The organism is Nocardiopsis sp. LDBS0036 (assembly GCF_041228755.1).
In the GTDB taxonomy this organism is placed as follows: domain Bacteria; phylum Actinomycetota; class Actinomycetes; order Streptosporangiales; family Streptosporangiaceae; genus Nocardiopsis; species Nocardiopsis dassonvillei.
Window position 1 is genome coordinate 627,074 of the sequence record NZ_CP141103.1, and the last position, 22,195, is coordinate 649,268.

Here is a 22,195-nt window from a genome sequence, read left to right on the forward strand (position 1 = left end):
TGTGGGCCCGGGCCGCTCAGGCCCGGCGCCGCAGGGACCGCAGGGCCAGAGGCACCAGCAGGGCCGTGGCCGCGGCGAACCACAGGGCGCTGACCGCCAGGGGGGCGGCCACCGGCCCGCCCGCCGACAGCCCCATCAGGACCTCGTGGGTGCTCGACATCGGGTTGAGCCGGATGACCGGCTGGGCTGCCGGCGGGAACGCCTTCAGCGGGACCAGCCCCGACGACAGCAGGAGCAGCAGGGTGATGGGCGAGGTGAGCGCGCCCGACACCGCCTGCTCGCTCCGGGCGCGCAGCGCCACCACCAGCGCCAGCCACAGGAACATCCAGGCGAAGGCCATGACCACGCCGAAGAAGGCGAGCGCGGCCCAGAACCCGGCGGTGAAGCGGAACCCGAACAGGTACGCCGCGGCCACCGTCACCACCGCCACGGTCAGCAGCCGTGCCAGGTCGCCCAGAAGCCGACCGGCCAGCAGCGCCGGACGCGACAGCGGCATGGTGTACAGCCGGTCGAGGAACCCGGTGCGCACGTCGGCGTGGTACCCGACCCCGGTGCCGACACAGGCGTAGGCCGTGCCGAACAGCACGATGGCCGGAGCCAGCCGCGCGATGTAGGACTCGCCCGTGGCACCCGAGACGACCTCGCCGAAGATCACCAGGAGGGTGACGAGCAGGATGAGGGGGAACCCGAAGGCGTCCCCGAGCAGTTGCGGGCTGCGCAGGAACCTGCGCAGTCCCCGGCCCGCGAGCAGGGCGCTGTCGTAGAGCACGGTCACACCGCCTTCCGGAAGGAGCGGACGGCCGCCCACGAGAAGACGGCGCCCAGCGCGGCCGTCCACACCAGGGCGGGCGCCACGGCCCCGGCCACGCCCTCGCCGGTGGCGAGCGCGCGCAGCGCGTCGATGACCACCGAGACCGGCGAGGCGGCGATGACCGGTTCGAGCCAGCCGGGGAAGGCCTCGGCCGGTACGAACGCCGTGGACAGCATCAGCAGGGGCAGGTAGACGAGGTTGAGGACGGCCGACACCGACTCGGGGTCGCGTGAGGCCAGCCCGACGGCGCTGGTCCCCGCGGTCAGCACCAGCCCGAACAGCACCGCGAGCGCGACGAAGCCGAGCGCGGCGGGCACTCCGCCCCCGAACCGGAAACCGGCGACGAACCCGCACAGCAGGATGACCGCCACGGAGGCCAGGGCCCAGACGGTGTCCGCCAGGAAGCGTCCGACCAGCAGGGCGCCCCGGTTGACCGGCATGGAGCGGTAACGGGCGATGAGGCCGTCGCGCCGGTCGGCGGCGAGCATCGGCGCCGCGCTGTTGGCCACCGAGAACATCCACTGCACGATGATCGCGGGCGGCAGGAACTGGGCGTAGTCGACGCCCTGCTGGCCGAGCAGCCTGCCGAAGAGCAGCAGGAAGCCGAAGACGAAGACGGCCGGGAACACCCCCAGGGTCACCAGGGCGCCCGCGTCGGCCCGGGCGCGGATGTTGCGCCCGGCCGTGGCCGCCCCCTGGGCCAGGAGGTTGCCCAGTCCCCGCTCCGTCGCGGCCGCGGTCGGTGGAGCGCTCACCGCGATCCCTCCCCGGTTCCGCCGGCGGGCGCCTCCGCGTCCCGGGCCGGGCCGCCGGTGGACGCCTGCGCGCCCTCGGACGGGTTTCCGGTCAGGTGGAGGAAGACCTCGTCCAGGGTGGGTCTGCGCAGGCTGAGCACCTCGGGTTCGATCCCCGCCCCGTCCAGGGCGCGGGCCAGGCGGGCCACCGTGCCCGCGTCCGGCGCCGGGACGACCAGCGCGCCGTCCTCCTCCTGGACCCCGGCCGCCTCCGAGCGCAGCAGCTCCCGGGCGCGCCCGCGGTCCTCCGGGGGGACCCGCACCTCGCACACCGATCCGCCGACCCGCGCCTTGAGCTGCTCCGGGGAGCCCTCGGCGACGAGTCCTCCCCGGTCCACGACCACGACGCGGTCGGCGAGCCGGTCCGCCTCCTCCAGGTACTGGGTGGTGAGCAGGACGGTGGTGCCCGCGTCGCGGCGCTCGCGCACCGCGTTCCACAGGTCGCCGCGCGTGCGGGGGTCGAGGCCGGTGGTCGGCTCGTCCAGGACCAGGACCGGACGTTCCACGATGAGGCTGGCGGCCAGGTCCAGACGCCGCCGCATCCCGCCCGAGTAGGAGCCCACGGAGGCGTCCGCGGCGTCGGACAGGCCGAACCGGTCGAGCAGCTCCCCGACCCTGGCCCTGGCCCTGGCCCGGGGCAGCCGCAGCAGCCGGGCGAAGAGCATCAGGTTGGCCCGGCCGGTCAGGACCTCGTCGACCGCGGCGAACTGGCCGGTGAGGGCGAGGGAGGAGCGCACCCCGGCGGGGTCGGTGCGCACGTCGTGTCCGTCGACGACCGCCGTCCCGCGGTCCGGGACGAGCAGCGTGGAGAGGCAGTGGACGAGCGTGGTCTTTCCGGCGCCGTTGGGTCCGAGGAGCGCGGTCACCGTTCCGGGGGGCACGTCGAAGGTGACCCCGTCGAGTGCGGTCACCTTTCCGAACGTCTTTCCGATTTCCTCGACCCGTATTCCCTGAACACCCACTCGGTGGTCGCCTCCTTGTGTTCCCTGGTGAACCCGTCACGCCCTTTTCCCCCGCGGCGGGGGCTGCCATGATGCCACAGCCGAAGCCTCGCGAAGAAAGGGTCGCGAAAGGCGGATCGCCGTCGGGACGGCGACCCGCCGCGGGCGGCGCCGATCAGGACGAGACGGGCGTCTGCTGGTGGAACAGCAGCCGCCAGGCCCCGTCCCTGCGGGCGTAGACGCTGGTCATGTACAGGCGGTAGACCATGTCGCGGCCGGTGACCTCCGCGGTGGCCCGGTAGGTCAGGACCGCGCTGTCGTCGGTGATGCGCACCAGTTTCGGATTTTCCAGGGTGAATCCGACGAACGGGCTGTCATTGGCCTCGATCTCCTCCACGAGGTCCTGTCCGGTTCCGACGCCGTCGTGTTCGACGACGACGGTGTCATCGGTGACCATTTCCCGGTAGAAGTCCGCGTTCGCGCTGGAGATCGCCTCCCATCCGCGGTGCTCCAGATCGAACAGTTCCTTGAGCAGGGCGTCGGCGGTGTTGTCGGACATCGTTCTCTCTTTCCTTTTCTCGGCGTTCTCGTCACGGTTCTCAGGGCGTGGAGGGCCAGGGGTCGTCGGCCGGGGCCAGGCCTACCTGCGCGAGCAGCGCCCCGACGACGTCCCCCGGCCGGTCGATGAGGTAGAAGTGCCCGCCGGGGAACTCCGCCGAGCGGAACTCCCCGTGGGTGACCGCGGCCCAGTCCCGCGCCTCCTCCGCGGTCACCTCCGGGTCCCCGGTGCCCCGGACGGCCAGGACCGGCGTGGCCAGCGGCGGCCCGGGGCGCGGGCGGTACCCCTCGATGAGCGCGTAGTCGGCCCGGATGGAGGGCAGGACCAGGTCGCGCACCTGCTCGTCGCCGAACAGCGCCGGGTCGGTGCCGCCGAGCCTGCGCACGTCCTCCAGCACGGCGGCCTCCCCTCCGGCGGAGACGGCGGTGTCGCGCTGCGTCCGGGGCGAGGGGCGGCCGGACACGACCAGGGACCCCAGCGCGCGACCGGTGCGCGCCTCCAGCGCACGCGCGACCTCGTAGGCGACGGCGGCCCCCATGCTGTGCCCGAAGAGCACCAGGTCGGGGCCGGCGGCCGGGGCCAGCGCCTCGGCCAGCGGCCGTACCAGCCCGTCCATGTCGCGGGCCGGGGGATGGGCGATGCGGTCCTGGCGCCCGGGGTACTGCACGGCGTGCAGCACGGCCCGGTCCGGCACCAGCCTGGCCCAGGGGCGGAAGAAACCGGCGGTCCCGCCGGCGTGCGGGAAGCACACCACCGAGACGGCGCCGGGCGCGGCCGGAGCGCCCAGACGGCGCAGACCGGCCGCGGTCGCCTCAGGTACGGACACGGCGGTGTTCCTCCTCGGCCTCGGACGGCACGCGTGCGCGCAGCTCCTCCAGGGAGAGCGGCACCGGTTCGGGTTCGTGCAGCGGCTCCGGCCGGCCCAGGGGGCCGGAGGCCTCCTGCCAGACCCGGGACAGGGTCAGGTGGTACTGCCCGCGGCGCAGGGGGTCCTCGGCGGTGTCGGCCGCCCGGCTCAGCTCCGCCAGCCCCAGCGCGGCGGCCCGCGGCCAGAGCCCCGTGAGGATCTCCCGGTACCCGGGCGCCGAGGCGGGTCCCCACGGCTGGACGCTGGGCAGGTCCAGATGCGCGGCCTCGGCGTCGCCGTAGTCGGCCAGCTCCCGGCCGGAGCGGGGGAAGTGCGGCCGGGGGCTCCACAGGACCGGGCCGTGGGCGTTGGCGAGCAGCAGGTGGCCGCCGTCGGCCCCCGCGGTCACGCGCAGGAGGACGTGGGCGTGGTTGTCGGGGTCGGCGGGGTTGAGCTGGTTCTGCACCCGCAGGGCCACCGGGACCCCGCCGACCGCGCCCTCGACCGTGCGGAACGGCCCGCCCGCACCGGTGGCGTCCGCGCCGGTCGCGGCGGCGAAGGACCAGGGCCGCCACCGGCCCACGGCCGCGCCGACGATGTCCAGGGCGTGGTAGAGCACCTGGAGGCCGCAGACGACCTCGACGTAGCGCAGCGGCTGGAGCGAACGCAGCGCGCGCACCCCGTCCAGGAAGCGGCGCACCGGGGCGACCCGGTCGTAGTGGGTGCTGACGCGGTAGGCCGCCCCGCCCTCGCGGGCCGCGCCCAGGGTGGCCGCGAGTTCGTCGTGGTGCAGCGGGCCCTCCTGGATCACGTGCACCCCCCGGCGCAGCAGGGCGCGGGCCAGCTCGCTGCCCGGTCCGCCGTTGACTCCGGCGTAGACGGCGACGCAGGCGAAGCGCACGCTCGCGGGCAGGTCGTCGACGGAGGTGTACAGGGGGACCCCGGCCGCGCGGGCGCACTCCGCCGACCTCGCGCTGCCCCGGGCCAGGACCCCGGCCAGGCGCAGGTCGGGGTGGTCGCGCAGGGCGGCGAGGTAGACGCGGCCGAAGCCGGTCCCGCACACGACGGTCTCGCCGCGCCCGTCTCCGGTGCCCGTCACAGGACCCCCTCCTCGACTCCGGAGTGCGCGTCATCGTCGTCGGTGAGGCGCAGGAACGCGACTCCGGGCGCGTTTCGCAGGCCGTCGAGGACCCCGGCGGTCGGCAGCGCCTCGCCCGCCCAGTGCGTTCCGTCCGCCGCCCCGCCCCCGGCCGCGAACCGCACCGCCAGGGCCGCGGCCTCGGCGCTCAGGGCCGGACCCGCGCCGGTGAGCGCGAGGACCCGGGTGCGCTCACGGCCGCCGATCCGGCCCCCGGCCCGCAGCACCAGCGCCTGGTACTGGGTGCGGCCGAACACCTCCAGGCCGGAGGCGCGCACGAGCAGGTCCGCCAGGGCGTCGGGGTCGGTGACACCCCGGCCCCGCGTCCCGGCGAGCGCGTCGGTGGTGCGCGTCCCCTCGAAGACGTGCCACCAGTCCAGGCGCTCCAGGGACAGGGCGCGTGCCAGGCGCTCGGCCTCGGGGCTCAGGAAGGGGTGCAGGGACACGGGCCGGGGCAGGAAGGGCAGCCGCGCGTCCGCCTCGGGCCGCAGGGCGCCCGCGACACGGCGGCCGCCGCGCCAGGCCGCCAGCGAGCGGTCCGCGCCGGAGGCCAGCCCCGCGACGTAGTCGCGCGCGGCCGCCGGGGTGAAGCGCTCCAGGCCGCCGGAGTGGACCGTCATGTCCGTCACCCGGTCGAAGCCGTCGGCCAGCACGCGGGGCAGCAGTGTGCTCAGCCCCGGCAGCAGGCCCGCCCCCAGCAGGGCGCAGCGGCCCGGCGCCGGGCCGGGGTCGTCCGGTCCCGCGGGGGAGAGGTGGTCGCGTCCGTCGTCCCCCACCGACACGTAGTGGGCGCCGGCCGCGGCCGCGGCCCGCAGGACCCGGTCCCCCAGGAGCGCGGAGGGGCCCGCGCAGTTGACCACCACGTCGTGGGAGGAGCAGAACTCCGCCAGCCCCGCGGGGTCCTCGGCGTCGACCACGCGCACGGCCGCCCCGGGGGGAGGGCCGGACAGGCGGCCGGGGTCGCGTACGCCCGCCGTCAGGCGCGCCCCGGTACCGGCCAGCCGCGCCAGCAGCGCGGAACCGACCGCCCCCGCGGCGCCGAGTACGCCCACGCGGGTCATCGCGGCCCCCTCCGTCCCGTGCCGTGCGGCGCGCGTCGGCCCGCCGTGAGGAGGAGCCGCGCGGTCGTGTCCACGTGCGGCTCGCGCAGGCAGGAGAAGTGGTCCCCGGGCACGTCCTGCACCGTCAGCTCGCCCAGGCACAGGTCCCGCCAGAACCGCGTCATGTCCTGGCGCAACCAGGGCAGGAACCTGGTGTCGGAGGCCTCCCGCAGGAACACGGCGTCGCCCGCGTAGGGCTGGGGCCGGTGCGCCGCCACCGCGGCCATGCTGTGGCGGTACACGGGGTACAGCGCCGCGACGTCCTCGCCCGCGAGCCCCGGACCCACCGCTTCGGCCATCGTCTGGAAACGGGCCGCGGCCCCCTTGTCCGCGAGGGCCCGGAACGCCCGCGCCGCGTCGGCCAGGCCCTCCTCCTCGGGGAGCCGGGCCAGCGCGCCCTCGGGCACCCGTCCCGGCGTCCGCGCCAGGACGGCGTCGAAGGCCCGGGCGAGCACCGCGTCGTCGGGGTAGCCCAGCTTGGCGGTGTCGGCGCCCAGCACCCGGGCGAAGACGAACTCCAGGACGAGCTCGTCGCGGACCTCGTGGGGCAGCCGGTAGCTGCTGATGATGCTCAGGCTGGCCACGTCGGCCCCGGCCTCGGTGAGGTTGCGCGCGACCTCGGTCGCCAGCAGCCCGCCCATGCAGTAGCCGACCACGTGGAAGCGGCCCCCCTCGCGGAGCAGGGACTCGGCGTAGTCGGCGGCCAACCGGTCGATGTGCCCCTCCGGGGGGTCGTCGTCGATCCGGCCGCCGTCCAGCGCGATCCCCAGGAGCGGGCCGTCCGCGGCCAGCAGGGGCGACAGCGACCGGTAGGGGTTGAGCGTGCCCGTGCCGTCGTGGACCAGGACGCGGGTGGCCTCCGCGCCGGATCCGCCCGTGCCCACCAGTGAGAACCCGGGGGAGCGCCGTCCGGACCCGGCGGGCGCGGCCGTCCCGGCGTCCTCCCCCAGGGCCGCGGCGAACCCGGAGACGGTGGGGTGGTTGAGCAGGGTCCGCAGGACGGTGTCGTAGTAGTGGGCCCCGACCTCGGGGACGCTCTCGCGCATCCGCCCGGCGACCTGGGCGATGAGCAGGGAGTCCCCGCCCAGCTGGTAGAAGTCCTCGTTGCGGCCCACACGGGAGACCGGCAGCAGGTCGAGCCAGACTCGCGCGATCCGCTCCTCCAGGCCTTCGCGGGGCTCCTCGGCGGCGTCTCCGCCGCCGCCGGAGGCCCCGGGCAGCGCCCCCGCGAGGCGTTCGGCGTCGACCTTGCCGTTGGAGGTCAGCGGCAGGGAGTCCAGCACGGTCACGCTCGCGGGCACCATGTGGGCGGGCAGCGCGGCGGCCAGCCGCGCGCCCAGTTCGGCGGGGCGCGGGTGCGCCCGGTCGCTCTTGTACACGGCGGTGAAGACGTGCTGGCCCAGGGAGTCGGCGGGGTCGTCCGGGCCGGGCAGCACCGTCGTGGCGTCCGCGCCCGACTCCGCGAGCAGCCTGCTCCACTGCGCGACGGACAGGAAGGTCTGGTCGGTGCCCCGGCGCTCGTCCCGGTAGTCCCACTCCCGCGGGTCGTCCTCGGGCATCATGAACTCCATCGAGGTCATGATCTGGAGGTTCTCCCGGGTGGTCTCGATGAACACGAGCCGCCCACCGGGAGCGAGCAGGCCCGCGAGGCGTTCCAGCACCTGCCCGGCGTCGCGCGAGTTGTGCAGCACGTTGGCGGCGACCACGACGTCGTGGCTGTTGGGCGCCAGGCCCTGCTCCCTCGGCTCCCGGTTGATGTCGAACAGCCCGTAGTCCACCCACGGCAGGTCGCCGTGGCGGGCCCGGGCCTCGTTGAGGAAGAACTGGGAGACGTCGGTGAAGGTGTACCTGACGTGGGCGTCGGCCAGGCGCGGGATCAGCTCGCTGCTGGTGCCGCCCACGCCCGCGCCGACCTCCAGCACGCGGCAGGGCCGGTCGGGGCCGAAGGCCGAGGCCGCGCCGACCACGCTCTCCACGGCGGCGGCGTTGACGTAGCGGCTGATGACGTTGTCGCGGTAGGCGGCGTGGGAGACGTCCACACGCCCCTCGGGGAACAGCAGGGGCAGCGGGTCGGTGTCGTCGCGCAGCAGTTCGGGCAGCCGCAGCAGGCTCTGGCGGAAGTAGTCCAGGAGCAGCCGGGGGTAGGCGTCCTCGCGCTGGAGCCGCATCGCGTGCGTCCAGGCGCGGTCCCGCGCACCGGGGTCGAACGGGAGGGCGGCGCTGAGCAGGTCGCCCTCCCTGCGCAGCAGTCCGTCGCGTTCGAGCGCCAGCAGCCAGCGGCGCAGCAGCCGGTGGTGGCGGGGCGCGGCGGCGGTGGCGTCCGCGATCTCGTCCAGTGTGTGCCCGCGCCCGGGGTCGGCGAGGACCCCCTGGGACGCCAAGGCGTGCAGCATGCCCCGGCGGCAGGCGTCGTCCAGCCGGGACATGAACGCGGCGGTCTCCTCCGGGTCGACGTCACCGACGGCCGCGGAGGCGCGGGCGTGCGCCCGCGCGCGCTCGGCGCCGAGGTCGGGGCGGACCGCGCCGGGAAGCGGGGCGGGCTGGACGAAGGCGGCGAGCCTGCGGGTCAGCGGGCTGTCCCCGACGGGGAGCACGACGGCCGCGCCGACCTCCGGGGCCTCCATGAGGGCGGCCTCGACCTCCCCGGGTTCGATGCGGTGGCCGCGCACCTTGACCTGGCGGTCGCTCCTGCCCAGGAACTCGATCGTGCCGTCGCCGCGGTAGCGGCCCAGGTCGCCGGTGCGGTAGAGGCGCTCCCCGCTCCCGGGGCGGGTCACGAACCTGTCCGCGGTCCGTTCCGGGTCGCCCAGGTAGCCCGACGCCAGTCCCGCCCCGCCGATGTACAGCTCGCCCGGCACGTGGTCGGGGCGGTCGCGCAGGGCGTGGTCGAGGACGTGGAAGGTCTGGTTGGCCAGCGGCCTCCCGTAGGGGATGGAGGCCCAGGCGGGGTCGACCTCGTCGACGGGGAAGGCGATGGACCACACGGCCGCCTCGGTGGCCCCGCCGAGGGAGACCACCCGCAGGCCGGGCGCCCGGCGGCGGATCCGGTCGGGCAGGGCGACGGGGATCCAGTCCCCGCTGAGCATGGCCAGCCGCAGGCTGCCGACGTCCCGGCCGCCTCCGGAGGCGAGGTGGTCCTCCAGCATCTGCATCTGGGCGGGCACGGAGTTCCAGACGGTGACGCCGTGGCGCTCGACCAGCTCGGCCCAGTGGGAGGGGTCCCCCCGCCGGTCGGCGTCGGGCAGGACGAGGCAGGCTCCGGCGCCGAGGAGCCCGAAGACGTCGAAGACCGACAGGTCGAAGCCGAGGGAGGCCAGGGCGATGCCGCGGTCGTCGGCCGTGACGCCGAAGCGCCCGCGCACGTCGTGCAGCGTGTTGAGGGCGGCCCGGTGGGAGACCATCACGCCCTTGGGCCTTCCGGTGGAGCCCGAGGTGTAGATGACGTAGGCCAGGTCGTCCGGGCCCGCGCCGGTCGGGTCCGGCACGTCCGACGGCTCCGGGACGGAGTCCGCACCGTCGTCGTCCACGGTCAGGACCCGGGCGCCGGTACCGGCCGCGGCTCCGTCGGCCGTCCACGGCTGGGCCAGGACGAGGCCCGCCCCGGCGTCGCCCAGCAGGAGCCCGCGGCGGGCCGCGGGCTGCCGGGCGTCCACGGGAAGGTAGGCGCCTCCGGCCAGGAGGACGGCGAGGACGGCCACGACCTCCTCCCAGCCCTTGTCCATGACCACGGCGACGACGTCCCCGCGGCGCAGCCCCTCCCGCCGCAGCCGGTCGGCCAGGCGGACGGCCCGGGACAGGACCTCGCCGTGGGTCAGGACGCGCGTTCCGCACACCAGGGCCGGGCGCTCGGGGTGGGCCCGGGCGGCGGCGACGGCGTCCTCGTGCAGTAGCCCCTCGGGCAGGGGAGCGGCGGTGTCGTTGGCGGCGCGCCTGGTCCGGGCCTGGTCCGCGGGCAGCGCCACCGGCGCGGCCTCGTCCCAGGCCCCTCCCTCGGCCAGGCGGCCCAGGAGACCGTCGAAGGCGGCGAACATGGCCTCCACGACACCCTCGCGCAGCACTCCCCGGCGCACGTCCCACCGCGCCGACAGGCGGCCCTCCTCGGCGACGGCCTGGGCGTCGATCCACACCTGGGGGGTCTGGCTGCGCCCGTAGGTCGGGGTGCCGAGGGTCCCCGGTTCCCGCTGCTCCGCCTCCTCCATCCCGACGGTGCTGGTGAAGACGACCGGCATGAGGGAGGCGCCGGGGCCGCGTGTGCGGGCCGTCTCGCGGATGACCTCGACACCGCTGAAGGAGCGGTGTTCGAGGTCGGTCAGGAGCTGCTCCTGCGCGGCACGGGCGCGCCCGGTGAAGGAACCGGCGGAGTCGGTGTGCAGCTCCAGCAGGTTCACGGAGGTGAAGTCGCCGACCAGGCGGTCCACGTCGGGGTGGTGGGCGTTGCGGTTGAGCAGGGTGAGGTTGAGGCAGAAGGCCGGTGCGGCGCTCCAGGCCCCGACGACCTCGGAGAACGCCGCGAGGACGGCGGTGGACGGGGTGATGCCGCGTGCCCGGGCCTGTTCCTGGAGGTCCCGCCAGGCGTCGGGGTCCAGCCCGGTCTCCCACCGGTCGAACCGGCCCGGCGCACCGCGGGCGGCCCCGGGAAGCACGGGGAGCTCCGGTCCCGGGGGGAGGCTGTCCACGCGCCGCGCCCAGTAGGCGCGGTCGCGTTCGTACACGGGCCCCTCGCGCAGGCGGTGCTCGGCCAGCAGGTGGTCGCGGAAGGTGATGCCGAGCTCCGGCAGTTCGGCCCCCGGGTCGCGGTGCAGGAGGTCGAGTTCGCGCACCAGGACGCGCACGCTGGCGTAGTCGGCGGTGAGGAAGTCGATGGAGACGTGCAGGAGGTCGCCGTCGTCGGCCCGGGTGACGCGCACGTCGAACATCGGCCACGTGCCCGGCTCGTAGACGCGGTGGTCCATCTGCTCCCGGACGCGCAGGCGGAGCGCGCTCACCTCCTGCGGGGGCCGCCCGCGCGCGTCCTCCACGGCCACGGTGTACTCGGGGACCTCGGGCCGCACCCGCTGGTGGCCTTCGGGGTCCACGACGGCCCTGAGCATGTCGTGGCGGCGCACCAGCGCGTTCCACGCCCCTTGGAGGCGGTCGGGGCGAAGGTCGCGCACGGGCATCTCGGCGTAGACCTGGCAGGGGGAGCCGCCGTAGTCGAACGCCCCTCCCCGGCCCAGGAGGTAGGAGGACTGGACGTCGGTCAGCGGGAAGGGGTCGTGGCGGCCCTCCGCGTCGTGGTGGACCGCGGCCGAGGCCTCCTGGAGGCGGGCGATCAGTCCTTCCCTCCGCGCGCTCAGGCGCTCGCGCAGAGCCGGGTCCAGGACCCCCCGGGGCGCGCGGAAGCGCAGCCGTCCGTCCTCCACCCACAGGTGGACCCCGAGGTCGTGGAGCTCGGCGAGGAGCTGTGCGTGGCCTCCGTTGTCGGAAGTCATAGGGTTCCTTCCTCGAACTCGTGGTCGGCTGAGGACGGGCCGCGGTCCAGCAGGGCGGCCAGCGCCCGGACCGTGGGCGCCTCGAAGACGCGGCGCAGGGGCAGTTCGGCGCCGAAGCGGCGGCGCAGGGCCTCGGTCATGCGGGTGGCGAGGAGGCTGTCCCCGCCCAGCGCGACGAAGTCGTCGTCGCGGTTGACGGTGTCCAGGCCGAGCAGGTCGGCCCAGATGTCGGCCACCGCCCGTTCGGTCGGGCCCTCGGGCGGTGCGCCCGCGGCGGCGTCGTTCCCGGCCCGCTGTCCGGCCAGGGTCGTCAGGGCTGCCCGGTCGACCTTGCCGTTGGCGTTGAGCGGCATCCGGGGCACCGTCACCACGTGGGCGGGGACGGCGTGTTCGGGCAGCCGTTCGGCGAGGAAGTCCCGCAGCGAGTCCGGAGCCTCCCGGCCCTCCACGGCGGTCACGAACGCGACCAGGCGGGGTGAGGGTGCGGGGGAGACCACCACCGCGGCCGAGGTGATGCGGGGGTGGGCGCGTGCGGCGGCCTCGACCTCTCCGAGTTCGAGCCGGTGGCCCCGGATCTTGATCTGGTGGTCGTCGCGGCCCAGGAACTCCAGTCGTCCGTCGGGCCGGTAGCGTCCCTGGTCGCCGGTGCGGTACCAGCGCACTCCCCGCTCGTCGGTGACGAAGCGGGCGGCCGTGGTGGCGGGGTCGCCCCGGTAGCCCACGGCCACGCCCGCGCCGCCGATCCACAGCTCGCCGGGTACCCAGTCGGGTCGGTCACGGCCGTCGGGTCCCACGACCCGGAAGCACTGGCCGGACAGGGGGCGGCCGTAGGGGATCGAGGGCCAGTCCGGGTCGAGCTCCCCGACTTCCTCGTAGTTGGACCAGATCGCGGCCTCGGTCGCCCCGCCCATCGCCACGAAACGGCAACCGGGGGCCAGGTCCTCGATGCTCCGGGGCAGGTCCAGGGGCACCCAGTCACCGGAGACCATGACCACGCGCAGCCCCGCCAGGGACTCCGGGACACCGGCCGCCGTCTCCGTCAGCATCTGGGCGAGGACCGGCACGGTGTTCCAGACCGTCACGCCGTGTCGGCTGACGGCCCCGCACCAGGCTGCGGCGTCCCGCCGCTGCTCCTCTTCGGGTACGACCACCGCGCCGCCGACGCCGAGGAGGCCGAACACGTCGAAGACGGACAGGTCGAAGTCCAGTGCCGAGACGGCGAGGACGCGGTCGTCGGGGCCGATGCCGAAGCGTGCGCACACGTCGGTCACGGTGTTCACCGCCGCCCGGTGGGTCACCTCCACACCCTTCGGTTCGCCCGTCGAGCCGGAGGTGAAGATCACGTAGGCGGACGCGTCCGCCCCGACCCGGGCCGGTCGCTTCCAGGGCTTCGCCGCCAGGGCGGGGCCCAGGTCGTCCAGGACCAGCGCGGCGTCGGCGCGGCGGAGCATGCGTTCGCGGCGCAGGGCGGGTTGGTCCACCCCCACCGGTACGTAGGCGCAGCCTGCGGCGAGGACGCCCAGGACCGCCGCGACCTGGTCGGGGCCCTTGGGCAGGCTCACCGCGACCGTGTCGCCGGGGCGGGCGCCGTGTTCGTTCAGGTGGGCGGCGGTGCGCAGGGCGCGTTCGGCCAGTTCGGCGTAGGTCCACCGGCCCCCGTCCCAGACCACGGCGACGCGGTCGGGTTCGCGTTCGGCCCACGCGAAGAAACCGCCGTGCAACAGGTCCGAAGCCGGACGCACCGGGGTGTCGGCCGCGATCCGGTTCACCCGCTCGCGCGTGAGGAGCTGCTCCGGCGGGGGAGTGTGCACCGGACGCCGCGTCCAGTCGCCGTCCAGCAGTTGGCGCAGCACGCGGCCGTAGGCGTCGAACATCGCGTCCAGCACGCCCTCGGGGAACAGGCCCGACACCGCGTCCCACACCAGGGCCAGACCGCCGTCGCGCTCCACCACCTGGTGGTCCAGCCACACCTGCGGCGTCTGCGACACACCCCAGACCGGCTCGGCGAAGGAGGGGCGTACGGCCGCGTCGCCCGTTCCGGTCGCGCCTATCGTGCTGGTGAAGACCACGGGCATCGACACGTCCAGGGAGCCCCGGTGGCGGGCCAGTTCGGACAGGACCCACCGGGCGGTGACCTCGCTGTGGTCCAGGTCCTGTCCCATCCGGCGGTGCAGGCGCGTGACGCGCTCGGCCCAGCTGTCCTCCGGTTCGGGCTGGTAGCCCGCCAGGAGCAGGGAGGTGAAGTCGCCGACCAGGGACCCGACGTCGGGGTGGACGTCGCGGCGGTCGAACAGGGTGAGGTTGATCGTCAGGTGCGGGTTCGCGCTCCAGGCGCCGAGCGTCTCGCAGAACGCCGTGGCCAGCACGGCCGAGGCGGTGACCCCGTGGGCCCGGGCCGCGGCGAGCAGGGCCTCCCGTTCGCGGGTGTCCAGCCACTGCTCGCGCCGCTCGAATCGCGGGGCCCGCACGAGCGAGGGGTCGGTCGCCAGCGGCAGCTCCGGCGGACCGGGCAGGGCGCGGACCCGGGCGGCCCAGTGGCGTTCGGCGCGTTCCCGTCGTTCCGGGGACGGGTGCACGCCCAGCACGTAGTCGCGGAAGGTGAGCCCGAGCGGTGCCAACCGGGCCTTCGGGTCGGCGTAGAGGCGGTCCAGCTCGCCCAGGAGGATCATCGCGCTGAGCGCGTCCACGGTGAGCGCGTCGATGCTCAGGCCCAGACGGACCCTTCCGCCGCCGTAGCGCACCGCGCGCAGGTCGAACAGCGGCCAGGTGTGCGGGTCGATGAGCTGGTGGGACATGGCCGCGCGCAGGTCCGCCAGGGCCTGACCGGCGTCCTCGTCCGAGGCGTCGGTGACCGGGACGGCGAACCGGGGCACCTCGGGGAGGACGCGTTGGCGTCCGTCCGGGGTGAGCACGGCCCGCAGCATGTCGTGACGCAGGATGAGCAGGTTCCAGGCCTCCTCCAGCCGTGCGAGGTCGATGTCGGCACCGTCGTACTCGGTGTAGAAGTGGCAGTCGACCCCGCCGAGTGCGAAGTCGTCGCCGCGGCCGATCCGGTACGCCTGCTGCACCGAGGTCAGCGGGAACGGTTCGTGGCGCTCCTCGGGGCGTGCGACCGGAGCGCTGAAGCCCGCTTCACCGGTCCCGTCCCGCAGCCCCCGGGCGAACTCCCGCAGCGAACCGGCGGAGAACAGCAGGCCCAGGTCCGCTCCGCGCAGCCCCCGGTCGTTGAGGCGGACGATCATGCGGGTGGCGAGGAGGCTGTCCCCGCCGAGCGTGAAGAAGTTGTCGTCGCGGTTGACGGTGTCCAGGCCGAGCAGGTCGGCCCAGATGTCGGCCACCGCCCGTTCGGTCGGGCCCTCGGGCGGTGCGCCGGTCGCGGCGGTTCGTCCGACCTGTTCTCCGGCCAGGGCCGTCAACGCGGCCCGGTCGACCTTGCCGTTGGCGTTGAGCGGGATCCGGGGCACCGTCACCACGTGGGCGGGGACGGCGTGCTCGGGCAGCCGCTCGGCGAGGAAGTCCCGCAGGGCCTCCGGTGCCGTGCCTCCTCCGGTCACCGTCACGAACGCGACCAGGCGGGGTGAGGGTGCGGGGGAGACCACCACGGCGGCCGAGGTGATGCGGGGGTGGGCGCGTGCGGCGGCCTCGACCTCTCCGAGTTCGAGCCGGTGGCCCCGGATCTTGATCTGGTGGTCGTCGCGGCCCAGGAACTCCAGGCGGCCGTCGGGCCGGTAGCGTCCCTGGTCGCCGGTGCGGTACCAGCGCACTCCCCGCTCGTCGGTGACGAAGCGGGCGGCCGTCGTGGCGGGGTCGCCCCGGTAGCCCACGGCCACGCCCGCGCCGCCGATCCACAGTTCACCGGGTACCCAGTCGGGGCGGTCACGGCCGTCGGGTCCCACGACCCGGAAGCACTGGCCGGACAGGGGGCGGCCGTAGGGGATCGAGGGCCAGTCCGGGTCGAGCTCCCCGACTTCCTCGTAGTTGGACCAGATCGCGGCTTCGGTGGCCCCGCCCATCGCCACGAAACGACAGTCCGGAGCCGCCCGCGTGACCTGCCCGGGCAGGTCCAGGGGCACCCAGTCACCGGAGACCATGACCACCCTCAGCCCCGCCAGGGACTCCGGTGCGCCGGTGGCCGCTTCCACGAGCATCTGGGCGAGCACGGGGACGGTGTTCCAGACCGTCACGCCGTGTCGGCTGACGGCCCCGCACCAGGCGGCGGCGTCCCGCCGCTGCTCCTCTTCGGGTACGACCACCGCGCCGCCGACGCCGAGGAGGCCGAACACGTCGAAGACGGACAGGTCGAAGTCCAGTGCCGAGACGGCGAGGACGCGGTCGTCGGGGCCGATGCCGAAGCGTGCGCACACGTCGGTCACGGTGTTCACCGCCGCCCGGTGGGTCACCTCCACACCCTTGGGCTCACCCGTGGACCCCGAAGTGAAGATCACGTACGCCGACGCCTCCGGGGGGACCTCGGTCGGGCCGTCCCACGGCCGCGTCTTCGACACCGGTTCCAGGTCGTCCAGGACCAGTGCGGCGTCGGCGCGGCGGAGCATGCGTTCGCGGCGCAGGGCGGGTTGGTCCACCCCCACCGGTACGTAGGCGCAGCCTGCGGCGAGGACGCCCAGGACCGCCGCGACCTGGTCGGGGCCCTTGGGCAGGCTCACCGCGACCGTGTCGCCGGGGCGGGCGCCCCGCTCGCTCAGGTGGGCGGCGGTGCGCAGGGCGCGTTCGGCCAGTTCGGCGTAGGTCCACCGGCCCCCGTCCCAGACCACGGCGACGCGGTCGGGTTCGCGTTCGGCCCACGCGAAGAAACCGCCGTGCAACAGGCCCGCACCGGCGGCGACACCGTCCGTCAGCGGAGAGGCGGCCATGGCGGCCTCGTTGACCCGCGTCCTCACCGCCAGGTGGTCCCGTGTCGGTACGGCGACCACCGGTATCGACCAGTCGCCCGCCAGGACCTGTTCGAGCACGCGGCCGTAGGCGTCGAACATCGCGTCCAGCACGCCCTCGGGGAACAGGCCCGACACCGCGTCCCACACCAGGGCCAGACCGCCGTCGCGCTCCACCACCTGGTGGTCCAACCACACCTGCGGCGTCTGGGAGATCATCCACCCCGTCTCGCCCAGGACCTCGCGGACCCGCGGTTCGATCAGCTCGCCCATGCCGACGGCGCTGGTGAACACCACGGGAGCGGGGGCGGGCGGCCCGCCCCGCCGGGTCAGGTCGCGCAGCACCTCCACACCGCTGTAGTCGGAGTGGGCGACGTGCTCGCGCAGACACGCCTGGGCGGCGGCCACCCGGTCGGCGAAGGAGGCGGTGCCGGTGAGGTCGAACGCCACCAGGACGAGGTTGGTGAAGTCGGCCACGACCCCCTCGATACCCGCCCCCGCCCCGTCCAGGGCCTCGCGGTCGAACAGGGGCAGGTTGAGCAGGAAGCGGGGTGTGGCGCTCCACGCGCCGACCACCTCGGCGAAAGCGGCGGCCAGGACCATCGGCACCGTGGCCCCGTGCGCACGGGCGAGTCCGGCCAGCCGTTCCCGGCGCTCGGGGCCGAGCCGGTGCTCGCGCCGCTCGAAACGCGGAACACCCGCCCGGGCGGGGTCGGCCGCCAGCGGCAGCTGCGGCGGACCGGGCAGTTCGGGTACCCGCGACGCCCAGTAGTCGCGGTGCGCGTCACGGGAGGGGGCCCGGCGGCTCTCCCGCGCGGCGAGGTAGCTCGCGAAGTCCGTGCCGAGCGGGGGCAGCTCGTCCCGGGGGCTGCGGTAGAGCTCCGCGAGTTCGACGAGAGCGATGCGGATGCTCTGGACGTCGGTGGCCAGCAGCTCGAAGTTCAGGTGCAGCCGGTGCCCGCCGTCCGGCAGCAGGGAGAGGCAGGCTGCGAGCACCTGCCCGGAGGCGATGTCCAAAAGGCGGTGGGAGAGGCGCTCCCTGCGCTCCTCCAGGCGCCGGTCGGCCTCCGCCTGGTCGAGGTGGCGCAGGTCGTCGGTCTCCAGCGGCTCCACGCGGGGCTCGGGGAGGACCCGTTGCCCGCCGTCGTCGGTGTAGGCCGTGCGCAGTGCGGGGTGCCGCTGGATCAGCGCGCGCAACGCCCTCTCCAGGCGCCGGGGGCGCAGTCCGCGGCCGTCGAGTTCGACGTAGAAGTGGCAGGCGACGCCGCCGAGGACCTGGTCGTCGCGGCGTCCGATCCAGTAGGCGTGCTGCACGGGCGTCAGGGGGAAGGGTTCGCCCTCGGCCGCGGCCGGTCCGGCTCCGTCCGGGGAGCCCGTGCCGGGCGAGAGCGCGAGCAGTTCGGTCCACGCGCGCACGGTGGGGCGGGCGAAGAGGTCGGGGAACCGTACGCCGAACCCCTTCGCCCTCTGGTCGTTGGCGAACTGCATCGTGCGCAGTGAGTCGATGCCCAGACCGATGAGATCGTCCTCGGGCCCGACCTCGGAGAGGGGGCGGCCCAGCAGCGCGGCCACCGTCTCGCGCACCTCCTCGACGTCCACCGGTCGGGATGGGGCGGGCGGCACCGGCGCGCGGGCCCCGGGGGCGGGTGCGCCGGTCGCGGCGACCGGCAGGAAGTCCGTGTGGAGGGCCCCGTCCAGCGCGGAGTGCAGTATCCGCGCGGGCACCGGCGCCTCCGCGTCGTCGCGGTCCGCGACCGCGCCGCGCGGCAGCACGACCACACCGTCGGGGACGAACCCGTAGGCGTCGGCGGTGGCCGCGCGCACCCGGCGGGCGGCCGACCGGTGGTCGCCGCCGTGCCCGTCGTCCTCCACGAGGACGTACACGGGACCGCCGTGGAAGGGTTGCAGGACACGGACCCGAGAGGGCGACAGGGAAATGCTTCTGCCGATCCCGGCCTCGACACTTCCAATTCCGTGCCGTTTACCCTGGACGAGGACACAAAGCGTGTCCGCGTCTCGTTCGCTGTTTAACACATCGCCAATCGTGCCAAGTGCGGAGTGGGTCTTCAACCCCCTAATCCGGTTACCCGGAGGCCCGGAGAGAAAACACCGCCATGCTTGGCCTTAACCATTCAGGGGCCTCGAGCCGGTCGCCGGTGCCTCCTGCCGGGCGGGCTCCGGCCTGTGCCGACCGGCGCAGGAGCGACCCTGCTCAGAGGGCTTTCGACCGACGTGGAGAACCCTTTTCCGTGTGCTTCGCCGGGGCGGGGCGCACGGGCGTGGAACCGGTCGCGGATGTTTCCGTGCGCCGGTCCGCCCCGCGTGGGCCCCGCCGGGCCCCGGGGCCGCGCCGACGCCCGGGGCGGGGTGGCCGTGAGCGGGTCAACCCCTTCGCGCCGGTCCGTCATCGTGGACCGCATCCCTTACGGAACAGGGAACCGCGGTGACGGCGCCGGGGTCCGCGTGCTGAGCCGCCGGAGCCGCGGCGGACGCGTCCGCGGGTGCGATGACCTGCGCGGCGACCCCCGGGGCGGGCGCCCGACGGCGGTGCCGCGATCGGCGGGGCCGTTCCGGTGGGATGGGCGAAACCGCTTTCCTTTTCGTCACTCAGAGTAGGGAAAGCGACCCAAAGAAGTGAAACGGAAGGGCCAATCCTATAGTTCCGGGCAAACGGCGGACGAGAAGCAAGGGAAGGCATGCCTAATTTATGCAAACCTTGGTAGCCATATGGGCACTTGCGCCTGAACAGAGTCTTCATATATTGAATTATGGTCGACCCAGAGTGCACCAGGGAGGTGCCTGCGATCATTTCCTCATATAGAGAAAAACCTCCGGTCCCAGAGCCCGGTGAGATCGGGGGGCCCGAGGAGGCATTCGCGCTCGGAGACGAATACGTCGAGTGCCTCGGAAAGATCATCAACAGCCACGTGCGCAACGAGAGGGCCGGAGCGGCCGCGTTCGACGAGCCCTCCATCGCGCACGCGCCCACCGCCAAGGACAAGTGGCTGGCCTGCCGGATGGCGATGGAGGAGTACGGCCACCACCTGCAGTTCAACAAACTGGCCGCCGCGCTCTCCCTGGAGGACCCCTACACGCGTCCGCCCCTGACGGTGTTCGAGGAGGAGCTGTCCAGTTGGCCGGAGTACGTCCTGTCCAAGGCGCTGATCGACCTCGCCGAGATCGTCCTGATGGAGGACCTGTGCTCCTGCTCCTACCGGCCGCTGCGCGACCTGTGCGTCTCCCTGATGCCCGAGGAGCGCTTCCACGTGCGCTTCGGGCGTGACGGCTCGCGCAGGCTGGCCCGTGACCCCGCCCGGCGCGGGGAGATGCAGCGCGTCGTGGACGGCATGGTCCCGGTCACGATGACCTTCTTCGGGCGCAGCGACTCGCCCAACAACGCACGGTTCCGCCGCTGGGGGATCAAGCGGCTGACCAACGACGAGTGCCGGCGGATCTTCTCCGAGCGCGCCCGGTCCATCGTCGAGGACGATCTGAACCTGGTCTTTCCCGAGGTGAAGCAGACATGGAACGGCTCTATGAACTGAACCGTCCCCCCGAGGACACCGAAGCCCTGCTGGGCGCGGGCGGCCCCCGGGTCGGTGCGCTGCTCCGCGGCCTGTGCGGGGGTAGGGCGGTCCCCGTCGCCGGGAGGGCCCGGGCGGTCGGCCTGGCGGAGGCGCTGAGCCTGGCGGACCGGGTCGACCCCGCGTGGGTCGCCGGTGTGGAGGGACGCAGCGACCGCGCCCGGACTCGTCTGCTCGACGCCGGACGCGGCGCCGACCTGGAACTGGCACTGCACATGACCATGCTCCTGTGCACGCCCTGTCTGGACCCCGCGGACGACGAGGACGTGGACGCCCACGCCGTCTCCGGCGCCCTGCTCTGGCTCGCCTGCCGACTGGTGGGGCCCGCCCTGTGCGGCGACCCCGACCGGGAGGGCCTGGAATCCCTGTTGGCGGGCGGTTGGTGGCCGCTGGGCCGTGTGGACGGCGCGCTCGTGGCCACCGCCTACCGCGGCCCCGGGACGCGTGCGCTGTTCGCCGCGCCCGGGCCCGAGGCCGCGCACACCCGGGCGCGCACGTGTTGAACCTCGCCCACGACCTGTCCCGCCTGTGCGGGGAGCGCGGATGGCGCGACCGCCCCGCCTGCCTGGAGGACGGCGCGGTCTGGACGCACGGCCAGGTGCACGCGACCGCCGCCCGCTGCGCCGCGGTCCTGGCCGGGCGCGGGGTCGGACCGGGCGACCACGTGCTGCTGGCCCTGCCGGACGGTGCGGCGTGGGTGGTGTCCTTCCTCGCCTGCGCGCGGATCGGGGCCGTGGCGGTCACGGTCAACCCCGACCTGTCCGGGCGCGAACACCGCTACATGGCCTCGGACTGCGCTCCCGTGCTCGTCCTGGCCGAGGAACACCTGCACGAGCGGTTCCCGGACGCGCCCGCGCTCACCGGCGCCGCCCTCCTGGCGGAGGGCGCGACCCGCGCCCCCGCCCCTCCCGTGCCGACGGGCCCGGACGCCCCGCTGTACGTGCAGTACACCTCCGGGACCACCGGACAGCCCAAGGGGGTCGTGCACCGGTGCGCCGACCCCGCCTCGTACATGGAACTGGTGGGGCGTCCCGTGGCGGACGTGGGGCCGACGGACGTGACCCTGTCGGTGTCGAAGATGTTCTTCGCCTACGGCTTCGGCAACGCCTTCGTCTTCCCGCTGCTGTCGGGCTCGGCCGCGGTGTACACCGCCGGGCGGCCCGGGGCCGCCGAGGTCGCCGGCCTGGTGGCGCGGCACGGTGTCACCCTGCTCTACGGGGTGCCCTCCTTCTACGCCAACCTGGTGCGCGAGGCCTCGCCCGCCGACCTCGCCAGCCTGCGCCTGGCCGTGTCGGCGGGGGAGCGGCTGGCGCCCGACCTGGGGGAGCGGGCGCGCGGCCTGCTCGGAGTGCCCCTCCTGGAACAGCTGGGATCGACCGAGGCCGGGCACGGCTTCTGCTCCAACACCGTCTCGCGCGACGTGCCCGGCACCGTGGGCCGCGTCCTGCCCGGGTTCCGCGTCCGGGTGCTGGACCGCGACGGCGCCCCCGTGGCCCCGGGCGGCACCGGCGAACTCCACGTCACGGGGCCCACCCTGATGCAGGGCTACCTCAACCTCCCCGAGGACACGCGGCGGACCCTGCCCGAGGACGGCTGGCTGCGCACAGGCGACCTGGTGACCGCGCTCCCGTCCGGGGACCTGGTGCACCGGGGCCGGACCGACGACCTGGAGATGGTCGGCGGCATCACCTTCTCGCCCGTGGAGGTGGAGGACCTGCTGCGGTCCGACCCCCGGGTGCGGGAGGCGGCGGTGACCAGCCTGCCCGACGAGCGGGGGGCCACCCGCCTGCACGCCTTCGTGGTCCCGGCCTCCTCCGCGGACTCCGCCGAGACGCTGGAGAGCGAACTCATCGACGGTCTGCGCGGACGGGTCGCCCCCTACAAGGTGCCTCGGAGCGTGCGCCTGGTGCCCGACCTGCCGAGGACGCCCACGGGCAAACTCCGCCGGTTCCAGCTCCGGGCCTCCCTGGCGGCCGCCTCCCGGCACGACCCCGCGCGGAGCGCCCCCGGCTCGCCGCCGGCGGGCCCCGCCCCACTCCCGTAAGCAGTGAGAACGGCTCG

At 74.7% G+C, this 22,195-nt stretch carries 12 protein-coding genes; 3 read left to right on the plus strand and 9 right to left on the minus strand.

What is annotated here, in order from left to right; translation table 11 throughout:
• Positions 1 to 16: 16 nt before the first annotated feature.
• The 9 genes from UIS43_RS02470 to UIS43_RS02510 form a co-directional block, all read right to left on the minus strand.
• Positions 17 to 775, minus strand: coding sequence for an ABC transporter permease (locus tag UIS43_RS02470; RefSeq protein WP_370012314.1), 759 nt, complete (start codon positions 773 to 775; stop codon positions 17 to 19).
• Complete coding sequence (locus UIS43_RS02475; protein WP_358171234.1) at positions 772 to 1,566, minus strand: ABC transporter permease; 795 nt, start codon at positions 1,564 to 1,566, stop codon at positions 772 to 774. The genes UIS43_RS02470 and UIS43_RS02475 overlap by 4 nt, the downstream gene beginning before the upstream one ends.
• Complete coding sequence (locus tag UIS43_RS02480) at positions 1,563 to 2,567, minus strand: ATP-binding cassette domain-containing protein (protein ID WP_255418200.1); 1,005 nt, start codon at positions 2,565 to 2,567, stop codon at positions 1,563 to 1,565. The genes UIS43_RS02475 and UIS43_RS02480 overlap by 4 nt, the downstream gene beginning before the upstream one ends.
• Positions 2,568 to 2,721: 154 nt before the next feature.
• Positions 2,722 to 3,105 (minus strand): nuclear transport factor 2 family protein, encoded by a 384-nt coding sequence (locus UIS43_RS02485; protein WP_019607590.1) that lies wholly within the window; start codon positions 3,103 to 3,105, stop codon positions 2,722 to 2,724.
• 40 nt (positions 3,106 to 3,145) lie between these two features.
• Entirely contained in the window at positions 3,146 to 3,931 is a 786-nt protein-coding gene (locus tag UIS43_RS02490) for a thioesterase II family protein (protein ID WP_071621962.1), read from the minus strand.
• On the minus strand, positions 3,918 to 5,051 hold the full coding sequence (locus tag UIS43_RS02495) for a Gfo/Idh/MocA family oxidoreductase (protein WP_370012317.1): 1,134 nt from the start codon (positions 5,049 to 5,051) through the stop codon (positions 3,918 to 3,920). The genes UIS43_RS02490 and UIS43_RS02495 overlap by 14 nt, the downstream gene beginning before the upstream one ends.
• On the minus strand, positions 5,048 to 6,151 hold the full coding sequence (locus tag UIS43_RS02500; RefSeq protein WP_370012319.1) for an NAD(P)H-binding protein: 1,104 nt from the start codon (positions 6,149 to 6,151) through the stop codon (positions 5,048 to 5,050). Before UIS43_RS02500 ends, UIS43_RS02495 begins: the two co-directional genes overlap by 4 nt.
• Positions 6,148 to 11,661, minus strand: coding sequence for an amino acid adenylation domain-containing protein (locus UIS43_RS02505; RefSeq protein WP_370012320.1), 5,514 nt, complete (start codon positions 11,659 to 11,661; stop codon positions 6,148 to 6,150). Before UIS43_RS02505 ends, UIS43_RS02500 begins: the two co-directional genes overlap by 4 nt.
• Positions 11,658 to 18,434 (minus strand): amino acid adenylation domain-containing protein, encoded by a 6,777-nt coding sequence (locus tag UIS43_RS02510; protein WP_370012322.1) that lies wholly within the window; start codon positions 18,432 to 18,434, stop codon positions 11,658 to 11,660. Before UIS43_RS02510 ends, UIS43_RS02505 begins: the two co-directional genes overlap by 4 nt.
• Before the next feature lie 884 nt (positions 18,435 to 19,318).
• Here UIS43_RS02510 and UIS43_RS02515 point away from each other — a divergent pair.
• Genes UIS43_RS02515 through UIS43_RS02525 form a run of 3 tightly spaced genes read left to right on the plus strand, consistent with a single transcriptional unit; the run spans position 19,319 to position 22,178 of the window.
• Complete coding sequence (locus UIS43_RS02515; protein WP_370012324.1) at positions 19,319 to 20,095, plus strand: Phenylacetic acid catabolic protein; 777 nt, start codon at positions 19,319 to 19,321, stop codon at positions 20,093 to 20,095.
• Positions 20,074 to 20,637 (plus strand): hypothetical protein, encoded by a 564-nt coding sequence (locus UIS43_RS02520; protein ID WP_071621967.1) that lies wholly within the window; start codon positions 20,074 to 20,076, stop codon positions 20,635 to 20,637. The genes UIS43_RS02515 and UIS43_RS02520 overlap by 22 nt, the downstream gene beginning before the upstream one ends.
• Complete coding sequence (locus tag UIS43_RS02525) at positions 20,631 to 22,178, plus strand: AMP-binding protein (RefSeq protein ID WP_232051655.1); 1,548 nt, start codon at positions 20,631 to 20,633, stop codon at positions 22,176 to 22,178. The genes UIS43_RS02520 and UIS43_RS02525 overlap by 7 nt, the downstream gene beginning before the upstream one ends.
• Positions 22,179 to 22,195: the final 17 nt, after the last annotated feature.

What these genes read in the sequence shown, in the direction of transcription:
- UIS43_RS02485 (WP_019607590.1), bottom strand. Translation starts at nt 3,105, where the DNA reads ATGTCCGACAACACCGCCGACGCCCTGCTCAAGGAACTGTTCGATCTG.
- UIS43_RS02515 (WP_370012324.1), top strand. Translation starts at nt 19,319, where the DNA reads ATGGTCGACCCAGAGTGCACCAGGGAGGTGCCTGCGATCATTTCCTCA.
- UIS43_RS02505 (WP_370012320.1), bottom strand. Translation starts at nt 11,661, where the DNA reads ATGACTTCCGACAACGGAGGCCACGCACAGCTCCTCGCCGAGCTCCAC.
- UIS43_RS02500 (WP_370012319.1), bottom strand. Translation starts at nt 6,151, where the DNA reads ATGACCCGCGTGGGCGTACTCGGCGCCGCGGGGGCGGTCGGTTCCGCG.
- UIS43_RS02520 (WP_071621967.1), top strand. Translation starts at nt 20,074, where the DNA reads ATGGAACGGCTCTATGAACTGAACCGTCCCCCCGAGGACACCGAAGCC.